Annotated in this window: 16 protein-coding genes, 1 tRNA gene and 1 pseudogene; 15 read left to right on the top strand and 3 right to left on the bottom strand. The window is 52.0% G+C overall.

The genetic code is table 11. The features are described from left to right. The first annotated feature begins 580 nt into the window (after window positions 1–580). Window positions 581–2,320, top strand: coding sequence for a B12-binding domain-containing radical SAM protein (locus LBJ36_03060; protein MDR1378010.1), 1,740 nt, complete (start codon window positions 581–583; stop codon window positions 2,318–2,320). Between the two features lie 15 nt (window positions 2,321–2,335). Beyond that, window positions 2,336–4,108: a radical SAM protein gene (locus tag LBJ36_03055; protein MDR1378009.1), complete on the top strand. Its 1,773-nt coding sequence runs from the start codon at window positions 2,336–2,338 to the stop codon at window positions 4,106–4,108. A gap of 171 nt (window positions 4,109–4,279) precedes the next feature. Here LBJ36_03055 and LBJ36_03050 read toward each other — a convergent pair. Further along, window positions 4,280–4,420 (bottom strand): annotated as a pseudogene (locus LBJ36_03050) (ISAs1 family transposase). Between the two features lie 519 nt (window positions 4,421–4,939). On the opposite strand from LBJ36_03050, the gene LBJ36_03045 reads away from it, so the two are divergent. The 12 genes from LBJ36_03045 (at window position 4,940) to LBJ36_02990 (ending at window position 19,691) form a co-directional block, all read left to right on the top strand. Next, window positions 4,940–6,136, top strand: a complete 1,197-nt coding sequence (locus LBJ36_03045) for a DUF3798 domain-containing protein (GenBank protein ID MDR1378008.1) — start codon at window positions 4,940–4,942, stop codon at window positions 6,134–6,136. A gap of 115 nt (window positions 6,137–6,251) precedes the next feature. Next, window positions 6,252–7,877, top strand: coding sequence for a sugar ABC transporter ATP-binding protein (locus LBJ36_03040; protein MDR1378007.1), 1,626 nt, complete (start codon window positions 6,252–6,254; stop codon window positions 7,875–7,877). After that, window positions 7,867–8,913, top strand: a complete 1,047-nt coding sequence (locus LBJ36_03035) for an ABC transporter permease (protein ID MDR1378006.1) — start codon at window positions 7,867–7,869, stop codon at window positions 8,911–8,913. The genes LBJ36_03040 and LBJ36_03035 overlap by 11 nt, the downstream gene beginning before the upstream one ends. Beyond that, window positions 8,913–10,055 carry an ABC transporter permease gene (locus LBJ36_03030; GenBank protein ID MDR1378005.1) on the top strand — a complete coding sequence of 381 codons (1,143 nt, stop codon included), beginning with the start codon at window positions 8,913–8,915 and terminating at the stop codon, window positions 10,053–10,055. The genes LBJ36_03035 and LBJ36_03030 overlap by 1 nt, the downstream gene beginning before the upstream one ends. Continuing rightward, window positions 10,052–10,552 (top strand): hypothetical protein, encoded by a 501-nt coding sequence (locus LBJ36_03025; GenBank protein ID MDR1378004.1) that lies wholly within the window; start codon window positions 10,052–10,054, stop codon window positions 10,550–10,552. Before LBJ36_03030 ends, LBJ36_03025 begins: the two co-directional genes overlap by 4 nt. Before the next feature lie 367 nt (window positions 10,553–10,919). Then, complete coding sequence (locus LBJ36_03020) at window positions 10,920–11,594, top strand: GntR family transcriptional regulator (protein ID MDR1378003.1); 675 nt, start codon at window positions 10,920–10,922, stop codon at window positions 11,592–11,594. A 96-nt stretch (window positions 11,595–11,690) separates the two neighbouring features. Continuing rightward, window positions 11,691–14,534 (top strand): acetate--CoA ligase family protein, encoded by a 2,844-nt coding sequence (locus LBJ36_03015; GenBank protein MDR1378002.1) that lies wholly within the window; start codon window positions 11,691–11,693, stop codon window positions 14,532–14,534. Between the two features lie 46 nt (window positions 14,535–14,580). Beyond that, window positions 14,581–15,069, top strand: a complete 489-nt coding sequence (locus tag LBJ36_03010; GenBank protein ID MDR1378001.1) for a TRAP transporter small permease — start codon at window positions 14,581–14,583, stop codon at window positions 15,067–15,069. Next, window positions 15,069–16,343, top strand: coding sequence for a TRAP transporter large permease (locus tag LBJ36_03005; GenBank protein MDR1378000.1), 1,275 nt, complete (start codon window positions 15,069–15,071; stop codon window positions 16,341–16,343). Before LBJ36_03010 ends, LBJ36_03005 begins: the two co-directional genes overlap by 1 nt. A 78-nt stretch (window positions 16,344–16,421) precedes the next feature. Beyond that, window positions 16,422–17,387, top strand: coding sequence for a C-terminal binding protein (locus LBJ36_03000; protein ID MDR1377999.1), 966 nt, complete (start codon window positions 16,422–16,424; stop codon window positions 17,385–17,387). A 43-nt stretch (window positions 17,388–17,430) separates the two neighbouring features. Then, window positions 17,431–18,441, top strand: coding sequence for a DctP family TRAP transporter solute-binding subunit (locus LBJ36_02995; protein MDR1377998.1), 1,011 nt, complete (start codon window positions 17,431–17,433; stop codon window positions 18,439–18,441). Window positions 18,442–18,476: 35 nt separating this feature from the next. Next, on the top strand, window positions 18,477–19,691 hold the full coding sequence (locus LBJ36_02990) for a hypothetical protein (GenBank protein ID MDR1377997.1): 1,215 nt from the start codon (window positions 18,477–18,479) through the stop codon (window positions 19,689–19,691). Between the two features lie 228 nt (window positions 19,692–19,919). Here LBJ36_02990 and LBJ36_02985 read toward each other — a convergent pair whose 3' ends face one another. After that, a complete protein-coding gene (locus tag LBJ36_02985; protein MDR1377996.1) occupies window positions 19,920–20,159 on the bottom strand; it encodes a hypothetical protein in 240 nt (79 codons plus the stop codon). 341 nt (window positions 20,160–20,500) lie between these two features. Here LBJ36_02985 and LBJ36_02980 point away from each other — a divergent pair. Continuing rightward, window positions 20,501–20,576, top strand: a tRNA-Val gene (locus LBJ36_02980). 122 nt (window positions 20,577–20,698) lie between these two features. On the opposite strand, the gene LBJ36_02975 is transcribed toward LBJ36_02980, so the two are convergent. Beyond that, on the bottom strand, window positions 20,699–20,890 hold the full coding sequence (locus LBJ36_02975) for a site-specific DNA-methyltransferase (GenBank protein ID MDR1377995.1): 192 nt from the start codon (window positions 20,888–20,890) through the stop codon (window positions 20,699–20,701). Between the last annotated feature and the right edge of the window lie 67 nt (window positions 20,891–20,957).

The raw sequence follows: 20,957 nt of genomic DNA, 5'->3' as shown, positions 1-20,957 counted from the left end.
AACAAGCAACAAGCAACAAGCAACAAGCAACAAGCAACAAGCAACAAGCAACAAGCAACAAGCAACAAGCAACAAGCAACAAGCAACAAGCAACAAGCAACAAGCATTATTTTCTTCTCTTAAAAGTTCTTTTTCTCTTTGATACAATAACTATTGCGGCTTCGTTTGGGCGTGTATTCACGTGCCTTAACGAGGTCGCTTTTTTATCGTAATTGTTCAAGCTCAGGAGGGCGGATTTCATGTTTGATAGATTGCTCTCGAAAAGAAGAAGCAAGCCGGGAACTTCATGAGTTCGAACAAACTGTTCGTCAAGGTTATGGACGTTGCGTTAACCGGCGGCGAGGAGCAGTTTTATAAAATGTTTAGCGATATATGTGACCGAATGTACGTCGAACACGCTCAGCCTGTAAGTCCCCTTCGCTGCGGATACAAACGCTTCCGAAATACGAGAACTGTTGCGCCCCGGACGATTGTTCAAACGAGATGGACGTTTTCGAGATGGACGTTTTGGACAGCAAGCGGGAAGTTCTGATTTCAAAATCTGATTTCAAAATCTGATTTCAAAAATGGAGGAACCGTTATGACTAAAAATATGCCGAAGCATATCACTCAAGAATTCCTCGATATGGTAAAACTTCCAGAGAAAGACGGCAAGCGGCTGAACTATTTGCTTGTTATGCCGCGAATGGTTGAGTGCGATGATAGGTCATATCAGTTTCCATATGGGCTTTGTATAGTGTCATCCGCGCTGAAAGCGAGCGGTCGTAACGTGTTCACGCTTAATCTCAACTCTAAACACAATCATCTTGAACATTTGCGAAATTTTGTAATCGACAACAGTATAGATGTCGTTTTATCCGGAGGACTGAGCGGACAGTATGCAATATTAAAAGAAGTTTTCGATACTGCAAAGTCGGTTGATATAGATATAGTTACAATATGTGGCGGCGGGATAATAACCGCCGACCCGCTCGTTGCGATGCAAGCCTTGGAGACCGCCGACTACGGCGTTATCGGCGAAGGTGAGTTAACCGTCAACGAATTGGCGTATGCGATTGAAACAAACGCGGATAGCGCGAGAATATGCGGTGTCGTGACAAAGTCTGACGTCTCCCCTCCTCGAGGCGAGATTACCGATCTTGATTGCCTGCCGTTCCCCGATTATGACGGTTTTGAAATTGAACTTTTGACGCGCGACGGCTTGTATAATTCGGCCCGTTTTAGAACTATAGCGACAAATGTCGTAATTAGCCGCAGTTGCCTATACAACTGCACCTTTTGTTTCCATTCAAGTGGTAAAAAATATCGCCGCCGTTCGTTTGATAATGTATTTGAGGAACTTGATTGGCTGATTGCAAAATACAAACTTACCCGTTTTACATTTGCGGACGAATTGTTTATTGGCAACGCGGAACTCATAACCAAATTTTGCGAGAGAATCAAACCGTATAACTTGACTTGGTGGGCTCAAACTCGCGTCGATACTGTTTCCGTTGAAATACTTTCAAGGTTGAAAGACGCGGGTTGTTGCGTAATACTTTTCGGAGTGGAAAGCGCGGACAACTCGATTCTCAAAAGTATGCGCAAGAATATCACTGTTGAGCAAATAGACGCGGCGTTCGAGGCGGCAAAACAAGCGGATTTAGAGGTGCAAGGCAACCTCATTTTCGGCGATTTGGAAGAGACCCGCGAGACGATTGTTCATTCGCTCAACTGGTGGAAAGCGCGTCAGAATTGGACTATCGATCTTTCCTGGATATACACATTCCCCGGCAGTCATTTGTACAAAACCGCAATCGAGCGCGGAATAATAACTGACCCTGTAAAGTATCTCAAAGACAATCGTATGCAGATTAACGTCAGCAAAATGCCCGACAAAGAATACTGGGATATGGTCATCAACGTCGAGTTGTTCTATTGGCTGTGCGGCGCGGGAATAGACGTTGACATTGAAGCCTTCGATTCCGGCGTTCTCACGAAAAAACTGACGGACTTATGCGCGTCGGGGAAAGTTGCCGTTTGGCCGACAATTCTGACAGTCGCGGAAATGCTGAACAGAATATCGCCGGAGTTTGTCGCGCACCCGAACACGTTTCTCGTAAACGTCAACCCCCACCAGGAGCATAGCAAGGGCGTATTTGAAATTACGGGAAAACCGATATTACTCCCGCAAGTTATAGAGGACAATCAAATTGAGACGGTACTTTACGCTTTTCCGCAGCTCAAATCAACCGTATTGAGCGAAATTACCACGATGATTGACGACTTGTATCCGTCGGTAAAACGAGTCGTAACGATTAAAGATTTACTTGACCAATAATGAGAAAAAACTGTTATGACTAAAAATATGCCGAAGCATATCACTCAAGAATTTCTCGATATGGTAAAACTTCCAGAGAAAGACGGCAAGCGGCTGAACTATTTGATTGTTATGCCGCGAATGGTTGAGCGCGATGATACGTCGTATCAGTTTCCGTATGGGCTTTGTATAGTGTCCTCCGCGCTGAAAGCGACCGGTCGTAACGTGTTCACGCTCAATCTCAACTATAAACACAATCATCTTGAATATTTGCGAAATTTTATAATCGACGACAGTATAGATGTCGTTTTGTCCGGCGGACTGAGCGGACAGTACGCAATATTAAAAGAAATTTTTGATACGGCAAAGTCGGTTGATACAAATATAATCACAATATGTGGCGGTGGGATAATAACCGCCGACCCGCTCGTTGCGATGCAGGCGTTGGAGACTGCCGACTACGGCGTTATCGGCGAGGGTGAGATAACCGTCAACGAATTGGCGCACGCGATTGAAACAAACGCAGATAGCGCGAGAATACGCGGTGTTGTGATAAAGTCTGATGTCCTCCTCCCCTCCCTTCCCCTCCCCCGAGGCGAGATCACTAATCTTGATTGTCTGCCGTTCCCCGATTATGACGGTTTTGAATTTGAGTTTTTAATGCGCGACGGTTTGTACGATACAGACGGTCTTGCGACTTTAACGACAAATGTCGCAATTAGCCGCAGTTGCCCATATAACTGCACGTTTTGTTTCCATTCAAGCGGTAAAAAATATCGTCGCCGTTCGCTTGATAATGTATTTGAAGAACTTGATTGGCTGATTGCGAAATACAAACTTACCCGTTTTACATTTGCGGACGAACTGTTTATCAGCAACGCGAAACTCATAACTGAATTTTGCGAGAGAATCAAACCGTATAACTTAACTTGGTGGGCTCAAACCCGCGTCGATACTGTTTCCTTTGAAATACTTTCAAAGTTGAAAGACGCGGGTTGTTACACGATATCTTACGGCGTGGAAAGCGCGGACAACTCGATTCTCAAAAGTATGTGCAAAAATATCACTGTCGAGCAAATAGACGCGGCGTTCGAGGCGGCAAAACAAGCGGGGTTAGAGGCATACGGGAACCTTATTTTCGGTGACCTGGAAGAAACTGCTGAAACTATTAAAAATTCGCTTGACTGGCGCGTCAGTCATCCCGAGTACAATATTCGCTTGGGTTGGATTATCACATTCCCGGGCAGTCATTTATACAAAACAGCTATCGAGCGTGGGATTATCTCAGACCCTGTTCAATACTTGAAAGGCGGCTGTCCGCAAATAAACGTATCAAAATTGAGCGATGAGAATTACTGGCAAACGGTACATCAGCTCGAATTGTTTAGAATTATGTATGGAGAGAGGTATGGCGGTTTAGCCAACAAGTTTGGTGAATTTGATACACATCGATTCAAAGCGAATTTGGAAAATTTGCTCACTGACTGCCAAAAAATCGCTGTTTGGCCTGCAACAAAGCGTTCTCTAGAATTGCTAAACAGTATTTCAGAAGATTTTATCAAATCGGAGAAAGTATACTTGATTAATATTGCCCCTAACGGTTTACCTACAAGAGGGCTTGAACAAAAAATTCAAACACCGGACGTAATTGCCGAGCAAAATATAGACACGGTATTTTGTCCGTCTCTAAGCCACGTGTCAGACATTTTCGAGCAGATTAGAGATATGATTGACAAGAGTTACCCGAGCGTTCAGAAGATAATATACATCAAAGATTTAATCAGGGCAACAGCATTTACTTTCGAGTAAAAAGAATCTTCGACAATACATCCTGAATACATCCTGGTTAAGAGCGGCTTTGTTAAGAGCAGCTTTGTTAAGAACAGCTTTGTTAAGAACGGTTTTGTTGAGAGCGGCTTTGAGCATCTTTTTTCTGACCCCGAGCTGTTTGCATCCGAGGCAGGCATTCCTAGTCAAAAACAGCGCGGTTTTCCGTAAAACATTCATGTTCAAAACATTCATGTTCAGCGGTGAATTGCCTTTACGCGCTCTCGCAGAATCCTCGTGAAAGATCACGTCCAGACACCAGTGAAGCTGGTTCTCTATCGATCAATGTTTCCTGACCGCATACGCAAAGTCTTTTATGTCTGTTAGCGAGGTGATGAAATAACGGAGCCAGGTTGACGACTCCCTCCAATCCAGTTGTTGAGGAACTTCGATAACTCGTCGGGTTTAAGCCCTCAAAAACGCGCCGGAATGTGTTCCTGTCCAGTATTCCATTGGGCAAATCGAGAAAATCACACAGTCATTCTTTCCGTTCCTTGCCGGACTTCTCCATACTGCTCCATATCGGCAAAATCCTCTCCCAGACAAATTCTTGATAGCAAACCGAGGATTTTGCTGATTATGATGATTATGTCCTCAAGCTTGTGACAAAGATTCCCGTATGCCCGCCGAGGATCGCCAACTACTGTTAGTGCTTTAATTCTCGATAGCTTGGGATCAATCTTTAATAGTGATAAAATATGATACTGAGAAAAACGAGAGCAGATTGCAAATCCTCCATTATTTCCTCAATCATTTGTTTTTGCGTTTATTCTCCGTTTTGTTCTCAATTATTTTTTTATAGGAGGCTTGCAGATGAAAAAGTTCAGTTTGATCGCGGTTCTTGTGGTAATATGCGCGCTAACGGCTTGCGCGGCTTGGGCGGCCGAGGCGGAGTTTCACATCGGCATCATGACGAGCACCGTTTCCCAGTCCGAGGACAATTTACGGGGAGCGGAGCGCCTGATTGAGGAGTACGGCAGCACGTCCGACGGCGGGATGATTACGCACCTTACCTACCCCGACCAGTTCATGTCGGAGATGGAGACGACCATCAGCCAACTTGCCGGCCTCGCAGACGATCCGAAAATGAAGGTCGTCGTGGTGAACGAGGCGGTTCCTGGAACGACGGAAGGGTTCCGCCGCATCCGCGAGAGACGCCCGGACATCCTTCTTCTGGCGGGCGAAGCCCACGAAGACCCCGGCGTTATCACATCGGTGGCCGACCTTGCGGTCAACACTGACAATATTTCGCGCGGCTACACGATTCCCCTGGGAGCCCAGAAACTGGGCGCAAAAACCTTCGTCCACATCTCCTTCCCGCGCCACATGAGCTACGAAACGCTGGGGCGCCGCCGCGCCATCATGGAAGAGGCCTGTAAAGACCTGGGGATCAAGTTCGTCTTCGAGACAGCTCCCGACCCGACGACCGACGTGGGCGTGGCTGGCGCGCAACAGTTCATCCTCGAAAACGTGGCAGCGTGGCTCGAAAAATACGGCTCCGACGCCGCCTTCTTCTGCACGAACAACGCCCACACTGAACCCTTGCTGAACCGCATCGCGGCGCTGGGCGGCAGTTTTGTGGAGGCTGACTTGCCCTCTCCCCTGATGGGCTACCCCGGAGCCCTGGGCATCGATTTTTCCAGTGAAAAGGGCGACTGGTCCGCGATCCTCAAGAAACTCGAACAGGCCGTCATCGAGGCGGGCGGAAGCGGTCGCATGGGAACCTGGGCTTACTCTTACGGTTACACGCAGAGCGCGGCCCTCGGCGAGTTCGGCAAACGTATCGTCGAAGGGACAGCGAAGCTTGACAGCATCAGAGATTTGCTGGACTGCTACAACAAATACACCCCCGGCGCGAAATGGAACGCCAGCTACTACATCGACGCGGGGACAGGCGTGCGCAACCGGAAGTTCGGTTTGGTCTATCAGGATACCTACATCTTCGGCAAGGGCTATCTGGATCTGACCTCCGTCGAAGTTCCCGATAAGTATTACAGCATCGGCAAGTAAGTAAAAAATCGCCGACACGACACAGTTATGGAGGGGAGAGGGAATTTCCCTCTCTCTTTTTTCAGTCGGAGACTCATCCCCGACCCCTATTTGAAAAGTTAAGAGGTGATAACACTTGCCTGAAGCGCCGCTCTTGAAACTGGAAAACATAGGCAAGGAGTATTTTGGGAACCGCGTACTTTCGGGCGTCAATTTTTCCCTGAACAAGGGGGAAATTCTGGGGCTCGTTGGAGAGAACGGCGCGGGTAAGTCCACGTTGATGAATATCCTTTTTGGAATGCCGGTCATCGCCAGTACCGGAGGCTATGAAGGGGGCATTTTCATCGACGGTGAAAAAACGGATTTCAAATCTCCCTTCGACGCCCTGGAGGCGGGTGTGGGGATGGTCCATCAGGAATTTTCCCTCATTCCCGGCTTTTCCGCCGCCGAGAATATCCTTCTCAACCGTGAAGAGCTGAACCGCTCGCCCCTCGAACAAATTTTCAGTGAGCGCGTCTCCACGCTGAACCGTCCCGCCATGAACGCCCGTGCGCAGAAGGCCATTCAGACGCTGGGGGTAGAGATCGGTGTCGATACAATAGCCTCGGAGATGCCCGTCGGCTATAAGCAGTTCGTCGAAATCGCGCGCGAGATCGACCGAACCGCGACGCGATTGCTCGTCTTGGACGAGCCGACGGCCGTGCTGACGGAAACGGAGTCGCGCATCCTGCTCGACGCCCTGCGCAGACTGGCGGATGGCGGCATCGCGATCATCTTCATCTCCCACCGCCTCCACGAGGTCATCGAACTTTGCAACAAACTGATTGTCCTGAGAGACGGAAAAGTCGTTCGGGAAGTTCCGGCCAAAACGAGTTCTCCGCGGGAGATCGCCTCGTGGATGGTGGGGCGCCACGTCGGCACCGAACGCGCGTTTTCCGCGAGCCGCAGCCGCGCCCCTGACGAAAAGCCGGAGGCAGCGCTGTCGGTCGAAAACCTATGGGTCGATATGCCCGGCGAAACGGTTCGGGACGTTTCCTTTACCGTTCACAAGGGGGAAATTTTCGGAATCGGCGGCCTAGCGGGTCAGGGAAAGCTGGGCATCCCCAACGGCATCATGGGCCTGTTTCCCGCGGGGGGCAAGGTAACGCTGTTCGGGAAACCCGTCACTCCGGGTGCGCCCCGCGAAGCTCTGGACAGCGGAATGGCCTTCGTCTCCGAGGACCGGCGAGGCGTGGGCCTGCTGTTGGACGAACGCATCGACTGGAATGTCACGTTCACGGCTATGCAGGTACAAAACCGCTTCCTGAAACCGCTTCTGGGGGGATTGCTGCTTTTGCGCGACGACGAGGCCATCGCTGAGGAAACGCGGCGTTATATCGAAAGCCTCGAAATCAAATGCACGGGTCCTGGACAGCGCGCAGTGGAACTTTCCGGCGGTAATCAACAAAAAGTCTGCCTCGCGAAGGCTTTCGCCCTGAAACCCAAACTGCTGCTCGTCTGCGAGCCGACACGGGGCATCGACGTGGGAGCCAAAGAGCTGGTGCTCGACACGCTGCGCCGCCATAATGAAGAATACGGGACGACCATCGTCGTCACGTCGTCCGAACTGGAGGAGCTTCGGGCCGTCTGCGACCGTGTGGCGGTTGTGGACGAAGGACGAATAGCGGGGATACTCCCCGCGTCCAGTCCTGCCGAGGAGTTCGGTATTCTGATGATGGGCGAACCGGGAGAAAAATCGGAGGGGGATTCGGATGCCCGCTAAAAACGTTAAAAAATTCATCGACGCGGTCGGATGGCCTCGACTCATTATCGGTCTTTTTCTCCTGTCCCTTTTCACCGCAGCCCCCTTTGTTGGGGTTCTGGTCTCCACGTCTTTGTCGAATACCCTCGAACGGTTCGGCATGAACGGGGTTCTGGTTCTGGCTATGGTGCCGATGGTTCAGGCTGGATGTGGTCTGAACTTCGGGCTTCCGTTGGGTATCATCGCCGGTCTTTTGGGCGCGACGCTCTCTATTGAGCTGGGTGTGCGTGGAGTCGCCGGCTTCGCGACCGCCATCGGCTTGGCCGCCCCCATCGCCGCCGTGCTGGGGTACTGTTACGGCCAATTGTTGAACCGCGTCAAGGGCAGCGAGATGATGATCGCCACTTACGTGGGCTTTTCCTCCGTGGCGTTCATGTGTATCGCGTGGTTCCTTTTACCCTATAAGAGCCCGACGATGATCTGGGGCTACGGCGGCAGCGGACTGCGTACAACCATCAGCGTTAACGGCTACTGGCAGCATATTTTAAGCGACTTTATGGCCGTGAGAACGGGCCATCTCGCCATCCCAGTCGGGACGTTTCTGTTTCTGGCGGCGATGTGTTTCCTCGTATGGTTCTTCATGAAGACGAAGACGGGAACGGCCATGACCGCCGTGGGTTCGAACCCGGAGTTCGCTCACGCATCGGGCGTCAATGTGGACCGTATGAGAATCGTCTCGGTCGTTCTATCAACCATCCTGGGGGCCGTAGGCATTCTCGTTTACGCGCAGAGTTTCGGCTTTCTCCAACTGTATATGGGTCCCTTCTACATGGCGCTTCCCGCCGTGGCCTCGATACTTTTGGGCGGGGCTTCCGTCAACAAGGCCACGATATGGAACGTGCTGGTGGGGACGTTCCTGTTTCAGGGTGTTCTGACCATGACTCCCGCCGTCATCAACAACGTCCTCCAGACGGACATGTCGGAGGTCATACGCATCATCGTCAGTAACGGCATGATTCTCTACGCTCTGACGCGGAAAGTGCAGGTGAAGCGATAATGGCGCGGAAAAACAGATTGACGGGACTTTTTGCCAGCGCCGCCGTGCCGATCATCTTCATTCTTATCTCGGCTGCGGCGATTCCCCTGTCGGGCTTTTCACCGACGTATCTGATTCAGGAGCTTCTGATACGTATCGGGCGCAATTCTTTTCTTATCCTCTCGTTGCTGATTCCCGTCATGGCGGGAATGGGTCTGAACTTCGGGATGGTTCTGGGTGCGATGGCGGGGCAGATCGGTCTGATTTTCGTTTCAGACTGGGCCATTGTGGGAATCCCCGGACTCGTCCTGGCGATGATCATCGGCACACCCATTGCCGTGGTGCTGGGACTTCTCTGCGGTAGCGTCCTGAACCGGGCTAAGGGGCAGGAGATGGTGACGTCCTACATCTTAGGCTTTTTTATCAACGGCGCTTACCAGCTCGTGGTGCTCTACTTCATGGGCTGGCTGATTCCCATCGGGGATCCGGCCCTGGTGCTTTCGCGCGGTTACGGCATCCGCAACGCCGTGAGCCTCATGGGGCTGCGCACGATTCTGGACAAACTGATTCCGCTCGAAATTGGGCCCCTCGACATCGGAACCTTTCACCTCGGCGTTGTGAGCGTCCCCGCGGCGACCTATCTCGTCATTGCCGCTTTCTGCCTCTTCATCGTCTGGTTCCGCCGAACGAAATTAGGGCAGGACATGCGGGCGATCGGGCAAGACAGGACCGTCGCGGACTCGGCGGGGATCCCCGTCGATCGCACTCGTGTCATCGCCATCGTCATCTCGACGGTGCTGGCCTGTTACGGACAGGTTATTTATCTCCAGAACATGGGGACGCTGAACACCTACAACAGCCACGACCAGGCGGGAATGTTCTCCATTGCGGCCCTTCTCATCGGCGGGGCCAGCGTCTCCCGCGCGAGGATCGGAAACGTTTTCCTGGGCGTCATCCTGTTCCACCTGATGTTCATCGTCGCGCCGATGGCGGGTAAAAACCTGATGGGGCAGGCCCAGATAGGAGAGTACTTTCGAGTGTTTGTATCCTACGGCATCATCGCTATGGCCTTGGTTCTTCACGCCTGGAAGCGCCACCGTGATCGCATGGAGGCGCGCGGCGCCCTTCGAGGCGCAGCTCCCTCGGGAAAGAGGACGAAATGATGCGCGTGCTACAGCGATTTATCGCATTGTGCCTGATTCTGCTGTTTTCCGTGTGGCTTTTCTATATCGGGCGGGAACACAAGGTGTTTCTCGATAACAAAACCGTTGAAATCGGTGGGCAAAACTTTCGGGCGCTGACTTTCGTGAGGGTGTCCGTGGCGGGAGGACCGCTGATCGAACTGATGCCGCGGGACCGGGACGTAGCGGCGGCAACGGGACCTCGTTTCACGGTCAAGGTCGAAGTGGTCGAAGTGATGGATGACTTCGGCGAAGAGGTGGAGAAAATCATCGAAAAAGAAATAACCCCGGGCTTTTCGAAAGACATGATGCTTTCCTTGCCGCTCCTGGTGGCGGGGCGCGATGACTTCGTCCTTCCGTCGCCGACGGTTGCGGGGGCTCCCGCAGTAGCACCGGAGAACAGCGACGAACTCACCATGCCGGAGGAAATGCAGGAAAATCCGGAAATACAGGAAAACCCGGAAATAGTGAACCCGTGAGAGCGTATCTGTCGCGTATCTGTCGAAAGGGGGGAGTTTTCCCAAAACCGCGAGATCTTCTCTGAAAATCTACGTCTGAATATTACGCCAGCGGCAGGGTCAACTCGCCTCAGCCGCTGGCGGTTGTTATCCAAGGAGCGCTTGTTATCCAAGGAAATGGTTTGATTTTGATATTATGGTTTGATTTTGATATTGTAGATTTGACAATCTCCACACCATAGAGTAAACTTATTTTCGTCAATCAAAAAATCAGATACGATATCTGATATCTTTCTCGAATATTTATTCTCCAAAAGAAACCAAAGAAAACATCAAGGGATAAAAGTAAGATAAAAACAAAAACACCAATAGAATAGGAGCCGGTCCGGTGGAAATTCAAAGCGTGGGAGAACTCATTTGCAATGAAATGCGTCAGCGTATTCTCGAAGGCACCTATCCTTCTGGCGTGCGCCTCAATGTGGACGAGTTGGCCCGTACTCTCGACACGAGCAAGACCCCGGTTCGCGAGGCGCTAGGACGTCTCGAAAGCGAGGGATTGGTCGTCTTCAAGCCCCGTGTCGGATGGAGCGTCAGCGCTCTGACCATGGAGGAGTTTACTGATTTTCTCGAAATCCAGTGCGCTTTACGTTTTTTTATTTCGGACAACCTTTTACCCTACATCGACAGGCTGGACTTCGACCTCCTGGAATCCATCAACAAAGAAACGCAAACGTTGCTCGAAGGACAAGACTACTTCCAAATTATCCAGAAAAACGACCTCTTTCATATGACAATCTTTTCTATTCACGACAATAAAATAATGGTCCAAAGGCTACGAGAACTCGACGGCCTCATCCGCCTTCAACGCGTTCGTTTTTTCGAGCAGGAAAGAGCATTTTTTCCGATGATCGCGGAAAATGCCTTCACTCAGCACCAGAATATCCTGGAAAAGCTCAAGTCCCGTGACGCGGACGCCATCTCGCGAGTTTCCAGGGATCATTTCGCGTCCATCGTCGGAGCTTACCAACATCTGTCACGAAACATCCAAGGAGAATCGGCCTGATTTCCCCTTTAATCCTCAGGTTTCCACCTATGGATGAGTTTAAAATCGCATCTGGCCAGTGGTAAACGGCGTTAAATTTTGGAAGGAGTGGTTGACTTGATCGTCCCTATCTGGAACCCCGTCCACGGAAAGCTACGGGTGGCAGGGCTCGCTTCGGGCTCTGGGAATACCCTGTGGAAAGCCTTGGAACTGCAACAAGAACTCGAACAAACATGGGAAGGAAGTCCTTTTGAGGTCGTGGCGATTTTCTCCGATTCTCCCGGCGCGAAATGCGTCGAAACGGCCCATAAACTGGGGATACCGTGTGAATTGGAAGATATCCGGGGCTTTTACGCCGAGCGAGGAGTCCCGCTCAAAGACCGCGCGGTACGCGCCGAATATGATCGCCTGATCCTCGAAAAATTGAGTCCCTACCGTCCCGACATGATCTTTTTGGCGGGGTACGTTTGGGCAACGACTGATGTTATCACCAAAAGTATTCTGACGGTCGGAGTGCACCCCGCCGATCTTTCGATTATGAAAGATGGGCGCAGAGCCTACGCTGGAGCCGACGGGGTAGGGGCTACTCTCTCCGGGGGTGAGAAAGAGATTCGGGCCAGCAGTTACCTCGCTACCCCCGTTATCGACGGTGGCCCCATTCTGGTGATTTCTCCGGGAGTTCCCGTCGACGCGGGCGACGGCCTGGAGGGAAAAGAGCGAGTTAAACGCTACCTCGGACCCGTCAACGACCAAGGGCGCCTGACAGGGGCGCGCACGATTTTGGAACTAGCTCAGGGGCATTTTAGCTTAAATGAAGAGGGGCTTTTGCACTACAACGGTGATCCAGTACCGAAGGGAGTGAAATTTGAAAGCTGGGAAGAATACCGTCCTCTTCACGAATGTTCGGCAAAAAGCCTTTTGTACCCGCAAAGCGTTGTTGTCGTGGGAGCGTCCTCCCGTCCAGGTTTGGGCGCCGCCGCCTTGAAAAACGTGCTGGACCAAGAATTCAAGGGGAAAATTTGGGTTGTCAACCGGGCGGGTGAGGACGTTCACGGGGTAAAAGGTTACGCCTCCGTCTCAGAACTGCCGGAGACTCCAGAGATGGCGCTCGTCGCCGCTCCAAGCGATGCCGTTCTCGACATCGTCCGCCAGTGCGGGGAAAAGGGCGTCAAAGCCGTCGTCGTTCTCTCCGCGGGGTTCCGTGAAGTCGGAGGAGAGGGAATAGAGGCGGAGTGGCGTTTGATGGAAACGGTTCGCCGTTACAACATGCGCCTTTTGGGCCCAAACTGCATGGGGTTCTCCAACACGGACGAATCCGTCTCGTTGAACGCCAATATGTTGCAGGTCACCCCTCAAAAAGGACGCGTCGCCTTCGTCACGCAGAGTGGCGCGATAGGTTCGGCTCTGATCGATTTTTCGGAGAGACTGGGCGTGGGTTTTTCGATGGTGGTTTCCACCGGGAATCAGCCCGACGTAACAATCAACGACGTGCTTCCTTTCATGGCGGAGGACGAAAACACCTCGGTGATCCTCGCCTACCTGGAGACGATCCCCGACCCCGGACGTTTTCTCCGAGTGGTCGGAAAAGCCTCGGCCGCCAAACCGGTTATCGTTGTCAAATCGGGGCGAACCGCGGCGGGAGCTCAGGCCGCTAGTTCTCACACGGGCAGCCTCGCCGGCGATTCGGCCATCACGGAAAAACTGATCGAAAAGGCGGGTGCCATACGCGCGAAAACTTTGGAAGAGGCGTTTTTGCTCGCGGACACGCTCTCGAAGATGCCGCGCTTTTCCGGGAAGCGAGTGGGGGTTGTCAGCAACGCCGGAGGACCGGGCACTCTTATCGCTGATGCTCTTAGCGACGCCGGGTTCGAGTTGCCCCTGATGCCTCAAGCTCTCCGCAACGAACTGGCGCTGAACCTGATGCCCCAAGCCTCCACCGCCAACCCTCTGGATCTGGTGGCCACAGCTCCGCCGGAGCATTACTCTAACGCCGTTAAAACAATGCTCGAAAGCGGCCTCTACGATGCTCTGGTCTTGATGGTCGTCCCCCCCGCGGGAGTGGATACCGGAGCGGTGGCGGCCGCCGCGGCCGATTCCCTGCTCAACGCTGAGGTTTCATTGCCTGTCGTGTCCTGCTTCTTCGGTCCGACGGCCGGAGCTGCTGGACGCCGCGTCATGCGGGAGCGGGGCATCCCCTGCTTTGACTACCCTGAGCAGACGGCGGAAGCCCTAGCGTTAATGAAAGCGGACAAACCCGACACCGACGCGGCGGCCACGTTCGTAATGGAAGATCCAGCCCTCGAACGTATGGCGGAAATTCGCGAACTCGTTTCGAGAACAGGATATCTTTCTTCTAGCGCGTGCCAAAGCCTACTTTCCGCTTATGGCCTACCCGTAGCGCGTTCGGGGGTCGTCCGCTCTGGAGAGGAGTGCGAGAATTTGGAGCTTGCCTATCCCGTCGTCGCGAAGATCGAGCACCCTGACATCGTTCACAAGTCGGACGTTGGCGGTGTCGTGCTGAACCTGCGGGACAAGAGCGAACTTCGAGAGACGATTGATGCCCTGATGAGAAAGTTTCCGGGGGCGCGTGGCGTTTTGGTTCAGGAACAGGTTGGGTCAGGGCTGGAGTTGATTTTGGGCGCGAACTCCGATCCGGTGCTGGGGCATGTCCTACTCGTCGGGGCGGGCGGAACAGGCGTCGAGATTCACAAGGACGTGAGCGCGGCCCATGTTCCCTTTGGGCGAGGACGCGCCGAAAAGATGCTGAAATCCCTGAGATGCTGGCCCCTTTTGGAGGGCTATCGGGGGAAGCAGGGCGTCGATGTGGAGGCCTTGATCGATGTCATCAGTAAGCTGGAGCGGCTTTTGCTAGACCTGCCGCGCGTCAAGGAACTGGACCTCAATCCCGTCATCTGGGACGGAAAGCGCTTCATTATCGCGGATTACCGTATCCGAGTGTGACATTGGTTAAATTTCAGTTCAAATTTCAGTAAGGAGGATCGACTTCATGATGAAAGTGCTCCGATTTATTGACGACAAGTTTGAAGAAGTTTTTCTGGTTTCGACGCTTTTTTTTAGTGTGACGTTGCTTTTCATACAAGTTGTGTTGCGTAATTTATTTGGCAATTCGATTTACTGGAGCGAAGAACTCGCGCGATACTTGTTTATCTGGCAGGCATGGATCGCGGCCAGTTTCGCCACGAAACACTCGAAGCACATCAACCTCGACATTGTGGTCGGGCTATGCCCCCGCGTGGTTCAAGAAATCCTCTTTTGGATAGCGCATATCCTGTGGCTTTCTTTCGCTCTCTACATGGCGCGAAACTCCGCGGAGTTGACCAATCTCATTTTTTCGAGGAAAACGATCTCCGCCGCCATGCAAATCCGAATGGGCTGGGTCTACCTCGCTGTTCCCTTCGGCTGTACGCTTATGTCTTTCCGGCTCGTTCAGGTGATGGCATCTAAACTGCTTTCGTCCAAAAGGAGGGCTGTTTGATGTTTCTCTTGGTTTTGTTGGGTTGTTTCATCGTTTTGCTCGCGATCGGGCTGCCGATAGGTATTGCCTTGGGCGTCACCACCGCGACCGTCGTCACTCTGATGACGAACATCAACGTGAGAATCATCGCGCAGAATTCCGTGGCGGGACTGGATTCGTTTCCTTTGCTGGCTCTTCCTTTCTTCGTTTTAGCCGGTAATCTGATGTTTTTCGGGGGTATTTCCCGAAGACTTCTGGACCTGGCTGATGCTCTAGTCGGGAAAATCACGGGAGGACTCGGCATGGTCACGACTGTGGCGTGCATGTTCTTCGCTGCGATTTCCGGCTCCGGCCCGGCAACGGTCTCCGCCATTGGAACCATTATCATTCCCGCCATGAAAGAGAAGAAATACGACGTCAACTACGCCGCGGCGATAACGGCGGCGGCCGGGTCCATCGGCGTCATCATTCCTCCCAGCATTCCCTTCGTTATCTACGCCGTCACCACGGGGGTTTCCATCGCGGACTTGTTCATGGCCGGAATCATTCCGGGCATTATCATGGGAATCTCACTGATGATCGCCAACTATTTCATGGCCAAAAAGTATGGCTACAAAGGGCGGGAAACCACCGGGACCATGAAAATTGGAACATTCCTGGAGTCTCTCTGGGCGCTCGCCATGCCCGTCATTATCCTGGGCGGCATCTACGGAGGCATTTTCACACCGACGGAGGCCGCGGTGGTAGGGTGTGTTTACTCGCTATTCGTGGGGATGGCCGTCTATCGCGAGATCGGGCTGAAAGAACTTTACGAGGCGCTGAAGGATACCGGGCTTATCACCGGCGCGACCGTGTTCACTCTGGCGTTTTCCACCTCGTTCGCGACCCTGATAACGATGAAGCAAGTTCCCAATATGGTGGGCAACTATCTTTTGTCCGTCTCGAACTCGCCATTCGTCATTATGATGATCATCAACGTTTTCTTGCTGATGGTGGGCTGTTTTGTCGACAACATCTCTGCCTGCATCATCCTCTCTCCGATCCTCCTGCCCATCGTCACCAAGATGGGTTTCGATCCCGTCCACTTCGGGGTCATTATGACCGTCAACCTGGCCATAGGGTTCTGCACGCCGCCTTACGGCATCAACCTTTTTGTCGCCGCCGCGGTGGCCGATACGACGGTGGCGAAAATAGCGAAATTCATCTGGTCGTTCTTAATCGCCATGTTGATCACCTTGTTGCTCACGACTTACATCCCGGCTCTGAGCATGTTCCTGCCGGAATTTTTTAAATAAAGCAATCTTGAAATAAAAATTAGAATAAAAATAAGAAATAAAAACAAGAAATAAAAACAAGAAAGGACAGTGGTTAGCATGGCGGGAAACTTCACCGTAGGAATTTATGGCATGTTGAACAACTCCGAGCACACTTTGGAAGACGAGGTTTTTAAGGGAAGCGGCATCGAAATCGTCAATCCGGCATGGAAGGATGAGGAAGCCTTTCGCAAGATGCTTCCCGATGTGGATGGGCTGATCGTCCTAACCACCGAGGTCGACAGGCCGGTAGTGGAAAGCCTGAAGAAATGCAAGGTCGCCGTGCGGCAGGGCCTGGGCGTAGATAACTTCGACCTCGACGCGCTGAAAGAAAAGGGCATTCAAGCGTATAACGTTCCAGACTACTGCGTCGACGAGGTGACGACCCATACTTTGACGATGGCTCTCATGCTTGTCCGCAATATGACGTACTACATGAGTGACATCAACGCCAAGGTGTGGAATTCGCTGAAAGCCCCTCAGAGCCGTCGCGCTGACGAACTGACGTTCGCCACGGCGGGCTTTGGGCGAATGGCTCAGGTTGTGGCGGCCAAAGCGAAGCCCTTTTTCAAAGAAATCATGGCTTATGACCCGTTTATCAACCGTGACGCGACGGAGCGCCTGGGTATAAAGGTTGTTAGTACGCTGGAAGAGCTGCTCAAAACAGCTGACGTGGTATCTATCCATATCCCTCTGATGGATTCAACTCACCATATGTTTAATGAAGAGCGTCTACGACTGATGAAGCCAAGTGCTTTTCTCGTGAATACGGCACGTGGCGGCCTCGTAGATGGCAAGGCTTTGCATCGGGCCTTGAGCGAGGGGTGGATACAGGGGGCCGCGACGGACGTTCTCGAAACGGAGCCCCCGTCGTTCGACGATCCTCTCTTTTCGCTTCCTAACCTGATCGTGACGCCACACGCCGCGTGGCGCTCGGACGCCGCGGGAAGGGATATTCGGGTGTTCGCGGCTCGGACGATGAAGACTGTTCTGCTTGAAGGCGAAGCTCCGAACAGAGTGCTTTAGGTATTGGCTTTTTGTCCTGAATCCATATAAGGCGGTGTTAGAAATGAAGGCAATGCAAGCGGTGAAGACGGCAAAAAAGGCGATATTGTGGGCTTTAGCGGCGATGGTGATATTGAGCGCGGTTCCCGCCCTGGCGGAGGACTACACGATCCGACTGGCGTTCATCGGAGCGGAATCCCACGGAAGTTACATCGCGCTCAACGAGAAGTTCAAGAAAGACATCGAGGAAAAGACGGGTGGCAGGGTTAAGGTGGAACTCTATCCCAATGCCCAGCTCGGCAGCGACCGCCAGGCCATAGAGGGCATCAGCATCGGAACACTAGAGATGGCCGTGGTCGGCGGATCAAGCCTTTTGACGCTGGACGACCGCATGACGATCATGGACCTGCCCTTCATTTTCAAGACGCGCGAAGCGGCTCACAAGGTTTATGACGAATTTCTAACAGAGGAGTTCAATAAGTACCTCGAACCGCATGACATCCTCATTCTTTTCTCTGGCGAGCTTGGTTACCGACACATCACGAACAGCAGAGGCCCGATTCAGACCCCAGCCGACCTCAAGGGTTTGAAGATCCGAACGATGGAGAATCCTCTGCATGTACAGACGTTCAACCTACTGGGCGCGAACCCGACGCCGGTGGCTTTCTCGGAACTTTATACGGCTTTGCAGCAGGGAACGGTGGACGCGGAGGAAAACCCCATTGGCGTCATCGTCACCTCGAAACTTTACGAGGTTCAGAAGTACACGTCCCTGACCGGCCACATCTACACGACGGCCCCATTCATCATCAGCAAGAGCTATTGGGAAGGCCTGCCGGAGGACATTCGGAAGATTATCTCCGAAGTGGCGGAGGAGACGAAGCCTTATCAGCGCGACGTCATCGAGAATCAGAACTCTGAGTTTCTGGAAGAGCTGGAAAAGGCAGGTGTCACAGTCAACGATCTTTCTCCGGATGACAAGCAGGCGTTTATCGACCTCTGTAAACCCGTGTACGACGCGTACACCACGAAGCACGGGGAGAGTTTGATCCAAAAGATCATGTCGGCTCAATAAACACATTCGATTATCGTAAACGGAGGTCTTTGAATATGGGAAACAGCGAGAAAGGCAAATGGTGGGTCTCCCCGTCGAACTACGACGAGGAAGTTCGGAAAGAGTTTCATTTCGTCCCGCAGGTGGAGATCTTGGACACGACCCTGCGGGACGGCGAGCAGCAGGCGGGAATCGTCCTGAATTTACAGGACAAAGTCGCGATAGCGAAGAAACTGGACGAGGTCGGAGTCCATCGTATTGAGGCTGGAACCCCGGCCACATCGGAAGAAGACGCTCAGGCTATCAAAGAGATCGCGTCGATGGGGCTCAAGGCGAAGATTTTCTGTTTCTGCCGCGCCATGCCGAAAGATATGGAGCTTGCGAAGTCCCTCGGTGTCGACGGGGTCATTTGCGAGATCATTGGTAGCGAGGAAATGCTGAAGTTCGGCAAACGATGGACTCCGGAACAGGCTGCTGCGGCCTGCGTCGAGGCCACGAAGGCCGCGCATGATATGGGACTTTACGTGACGCTTTTCCCCGCGGACGGCTCCCGCGCACGCCTAGAGTACCTCATCGATTTCGTGGACAAGGTGGCAAAAGAAGGGCATATCGACTCTCTGGCCCTCGTGGACACCTTCGGGACCTTCTCCCCGGAGGGGGCGGCCGATCGGATTCGCAAGCTGAAGAAACGTTTTTCTTTCAACGTGGAAGCTCATTTCCACAGCGACTACGACCTTGGCACGGCCTCCACGATCGCCGCGCTGAAGGAAGGGGCCTCGGTCGCCCACGTGGCGGTCAACGGAATCGGCGAGCGGGCCGGGAGCGTTGCTCTGGAGCCCTTGGTCGTGTCTCTTGAAGCCCTTTACGGGGTTAAGACAGGCCTAAAGCTCGAAAAGCTGTTGGAATTGTCCGAGCTGGTTGCCAAGCTGACGAACTTCCCCGTCGCCCCCAACAAGCCTATCGTGGGGAACCGGCTTTTCGGCTGGTCCACGGGGCTTCCCTCCAGCCTCTGGAGCAACGCCAAGCAGGAAGATCCGCTGATCATGCTACCCTATCATTATGACCTGATCGGCGCGAAGGAGCCAGTGCTCTATCTCGACAAAAAAAGCGGCAAAGACAACCTGAAATATTGGCTCGGAAAAATGGGACTCTCTATCCCTGAAGAAAAAGAGCGCGAGCTGCTCGATCTCGCCAAAGCCAAATCTCTGGAGGTCAAACGGGACCTCGATGAGGCGGATTTCAGGGAATTGGTCGCTAAAGTTAAAAGCTGAAGTGAGTTTATAGCGGGACTTATAAAATTCAGGGGGGCAAAGCCCCCCTGAAACATTTTTGAGCCCTAAATATGTTTTAGTATAAATCGCGCGAGTTCCCTTCCATAAAATAATATGTGCTTCTGGTTACACCTAATAACATGCATTGGCACAAACAGATATATTCTCATTTTGGGGCTCGATGAAATTCCTCCTATCTTCCTTGCATTTCTGTAGATTTTTTTTGAGCTAGTCAACTTCTATTTTGAGTTGGCCAATCTGGCAATAAAGCTCTACTCCCACACTTTTAGCTGCCTTTATTTCTTTTGAAACACTCTTGCCAAATATTTCACTTGCTCGATTCTGCAACTCCTTCTTCCAAGTTGTTATTTGGCTTACGTGAATTTCGTACTCGCTAGAAAGTTCTGCCAGTGTTCGATCTTCACGGAGTGCATCAATTGCCTGCCACCTTTGCCTTGAAATCTGCATTATGTCTTTTCCTCATCTTATCGCTCCTTCTTTCTAGAGCTATTTTACCCAACTTTCCCTTCCCTCGTTTTTTCTTAGGGGGTGGTCCTATTTCTTGGGAGCATTATATCTTTCAATTTTTGTATATTCATTACCTAATTCTGACTCTTCATCAACCAAAAGTAAATGTTGTTGCCCTAGGGGGTTAGGTAAGTTGTTGACATTGGTTTAGAAATAGTGTAAAATCTTTGTTAGAATATTAGTTGTGATGTTGTGATTGTGATGGATATTTGAGTTTGAACTAGAAAATCGTAATATTATGTTATTATATGCTAAAGATATTCAATAGGATTTTAATAAAAGGGCGATTAGCTCAGTGGTAGTAGCGCTTCCTTCACACGGAAGAGGTCACTGGTTCGAATCCAGTATCGCCCACCAAGAAATAACAAGGGTTTACGCAGATGAGCGTAAACCCTTTTTTCTTTTCTTATAACACCTTTATAACAAATATAACAAAATAAAAAAAGCAGGGGTGGAGCCCCCGCCCTTCCCCCTTTTCGTCAACCGTTTCCCTCCAGTCTTTTTTTCGCGATGGTGCAGTACTCCAACTCTTTCTCGACGGCCAGCCAGCGCCGTCCTAATCTCTCGGTAGCGACCGCCGTAGTTCCGCTCCAAGCAGTAAAAATGCTCTCTCTTATCTTCCCGTCACCTTCGCCACGAACCAGCCGGCCAGGCCCGTCGCCGCCACCCACATCCCATTTTTCATCCATGAGGCCATGTTTCGGTTGACGTAAAGCTCAGTGGGTTCATCTTCTTTTA

Source organism: Synergistaceae bacterium (assembly GCA_031267575.1).
GTDB lineage: Bacteria > Synergistota > Synergistia > Synergistales > Aminobacteriaceae > JAIRYN01.
The sequence above is the reverse complement of the archived record's forward strand: the minus strand, read 5'-3'. Positions and strand labels throughout refer to the sequence as shown.

Excerpts from the sequence above, each read along its gene's own strand:
- LBJ36_03060 (MDR1378010.1), top strand. The coding sequence starts at position 581 with ATGACTAAAAATATGCCGAAGCATATCACTCAAGAATTCCTCGATATG.
- LBJ36_03055 (MDR1378009.1), top strand. The coding sequence starts at position 2,336 with ATGACTAAAAATATGCCGAAGCATATCACTCAAGAATTTCTCGATATG.
- LBJ36_03045 (MDR1378008.1), top strand. The coding sequence starts at position 4,940 with ATGAAAAAGTTCAGTTTGATCGCGGTTCTTGTGGTAATATGCGCGCTA.
- LBJ36_03035 (MDR1378006.1), top strand. The coding sequence starts at position 7,867 with ATGCCCGCTAAAAACGTTAAAAAATTCATCGACGCGGTCGGATGGCCT.
- LBJ36_03030 (MDR1378005.1), top strand. The coding sequence starts at position 8,913 with ATGGCGCGGAAAAACAGATTGACGGGACTTTTTGCCAGCGCCGCCGTG.
- LBJ36_03025 (MDR1378004.1), top strand. The coding sequence starts at position 10,052 with ATGATGCGCGTGCTACAGCGATTTATCGCATTGTGCCTGATTCTGCTG.
- LBJ36_03010 (MDR1378001.1), top strand. The coding sequence starts at position 14,581 with ATGATGAAAGTGCTCCGATTTATTGACGACAAGTTTGAAGAAGTTTTT.
- LBJ36_03005 (MDR1378000.1), top strand. The coding sequence starts at position 15,069 with ATGTTTCTCTTGGTTTTGTTGGGTTGTTTCATCGTTTTGCTCGCGATC.
- LBJ36_03000 (MDR1377999.1), top strand. The coding sequence starts at position 16,422 with ATGGCGGGAAACTTCACCGTAGGAATTTATGGCATGTTGAACAACTCC.
- LBJ36_02995 (MDR1377998.1), top strand. The coding sequence starts at position 17,431 with ATGAAGGCAATGCAAGCGGTGAAGACGGCAAAAAAGGCGATATTGTGG.
- LBJ36_02990 (MDR1377997.1), top strand. The coding sequence starts at position 18,477 with ATGGGAAACAGCGAGAAAGGCAAATGGTGGGTCTCCCCGTCGAACTAC.
- LBJ36_02985 (MDR1377996.1), bottom strand. The coding sequence starts at position 20,159 with ATGCAGATTTCAAGGCAAAGGTGGCAGGCAATTGATGCACTCCGTGAA.